General features: G+C 61.2%; 3 protein-coding genes. All 3 read right to left on the reverse strand.

Annotated elements, in window-relative coordinates:
- The coding region (locus M9827_RS18620; RefSeq protein WP_250606547.1) for a hypothetical protein at positions 1–293 on the reverse strand (293 nt) is incomplete at its 3' end.
- Between the two features lie 132 nt (positions 294–425).
- Positions 426–1,118, reverse strand: coding sequence for an anti-sigma factor (locus M9827_RS18625; protein WP_250606548.1), 693 nt, complete (start codon positions 1,116–1,118; stop codon positions 426–428).
- Positions 1,115–1,648, reverse strand: a complete 534-nt coding sequence (locus M9827_RS18630; protein ID WP_250606549.1) for a sigma-70 family RNA polymerase sigma factor — start codon at positions 1,646–1,648, stop codon at positions 1,115–1,117. Before M9827_RS18630 ends, M9827_RS18625 begins: the two co-directional genes overlap by 4 nt.
- Between the last annotated feature and the right edge of the window lie 121 nt (positions 1,649–1,769).

The following is a 1,769-nucleotide window of genomic DNA, read 5'->3' on the forward strand; positions in this document are numbered from 1 at the left end:
AAGCCACCTTCAGCGACGCGGCGTTCGAGCAGACGATCCGAGCCACCTTCAGCGACGCGGCGTTCGATCAGACGATCCGAGCCACCTTCAGCGACGCGGCGTTCGAGCAGACGATCCGAGCCACCTTCAGCCACGCGGCGTTCGATCAGACGATCGGAGCCACCTTCAGCCAAACGGCTTTCGATCAGTTTGTCCGAACCGCCTTCAGCGATCATGGTGTGGGCCGGGGTAGCGGCGAAAGCGTTGATAGCGAAGACCGAGAAAGCGATGCCGAGAAGAGTCTGGCGTTTCATGATGGTGTGCTCCGGGGTGTTGTTGGTTGGTATGGAGCTGATGTTACGCCGGAGATTTTTTATGAGAACTTCATTGCCGTGATGGTGAACATCGATGCCGATGATGGTTGCCGAAACCCGCAGATCAGAGCCTTACAACACCTTCACAGCGCGCCCGATCGCCTGAATCGGCCCGGTCGGTTTGCCGATTGGCGAGCCATTGGCGCCTTCCAGCGTCAGTTCGAACAACTGGTTCGGTTGCAGCGGCGGTAACTTGTCCAGCGGTACCGACAAAGCCTCGCCGGGTTTGACCAGACCCAGCGAAACCGGCCCCTGCCAGCCGTCAGCTTTGGTCCAGAATTCCAGCGCCTTGTCCGCCGGCACTTCGACCACACCCAGCGGAATCAGCTGGATCTCCCGCGAATTGCTCGCCTGAATCACCCAGCCCGGGGCCTTGTCCTGCGGCGCGACCAGCACCACCAGATAACTCGGTTTCGGCGTGGTCTGGGTCAGCAGGATCGAGCCCAGAATCAAAGTGGCGGCCAGTCCGGCAGCACTCAATCCGCGCCAGAGCGGCAGCAGATTCCACCATGACGTTGACGGTGCTTCCCGCGTCAAGCGCCCGATACTGCGCTCAATGCGCTGCCACAACTGCGCCGACGGTTGTTGCGGTTCGGCCAGATCCGTCAGGTCTAGCAGACGCCGTTCCCAGGCATCCACCGCTGCGCGCAATTCGGGATCATTCGGCAAGCGCCGTTGCACCTCGCTGCGCTGTTCGAACGACAGTGTGCCGAGCACATATTCGCCGGCCAGTTCGTCCCGTTCTTGCGCTGATTCACTGGTCATCCCATGCACTCCCGCAAGGCATTGAGGCTGCGCTTGATCCACGCTTTGACCGTGCCCAGCGGCGTGTCGAGGCGCGCGGCAATCTGCGCGTGGCTGTAGCCGTCGACGTAAGCATGCAGGACGCAACTGCGCCGTTGTGGCTCCAGTTGTTCAAGACAATGGTGGATGCGCGCCGAATGCGCATGGGCTTCGAAGCTGGCATCGTCCGCAGCGGTTTCGTGGGCTTCGCTGAACGGCGTTTCCCGGCCCTGATTACGTAACAGGTTCAGCGCCAGATGCCGGGTCACGCTGAACATCCAGCCACGCGCCGAACCGCGCGCCGGATCGAATCCCGCTGCGCCGTTCCAGATCTTGATGAAGGCCTCATGAACAATGTCCTCCGCCAGTGCTGTGTCGCGCACCAGCCGCTTGGCCACGCCGAGCAGACGCGGACCTTCCTGCACATACAAATCGCGCAGGGCCGAACGCTCGCCACGGGCACAGGCAGCGAGGCGGGCTTCGTAATCGAAAACGGATTCGGCTAAAGGCATGTCGTGCAATCTAGCTCATTTTCTGCATTACAACGCAGAACTCTGTGGGAGCGGGCTTGCCCGCGATGGCGGTGTATCAGTGACATAAATGTTGACTGACGCGACGCCATCGCGGGCAAGC

The sequence above is a fragment of the Pseudomonas sp. AKS31 genome (assembly GCF_023634765.1).
In the GTDB taxonomy this organism is placed as follows: Bacteria; Pseudomonadota; Gammaproteobacteria; order Pseudomonadales; family Pseudomonadaceae; genus Aquipseudomonas.

Coding starts and splice junctions, on each gene's coding strand:
- M9827_RS18630 (WP_250606549.1), bottom strand. CDS start 1,648: ATGCCTTTAGCCGAATCCGTTTTCGATTACGAAGCCCGCCTCGCTGCC.
- M9827_RS18625 (WP_250606548.1), bottom strand. CDS start 1,118: ATGACCAGTGAATCAGCGCAAGAACGGGACGAACTGGCCGGCGAATAT.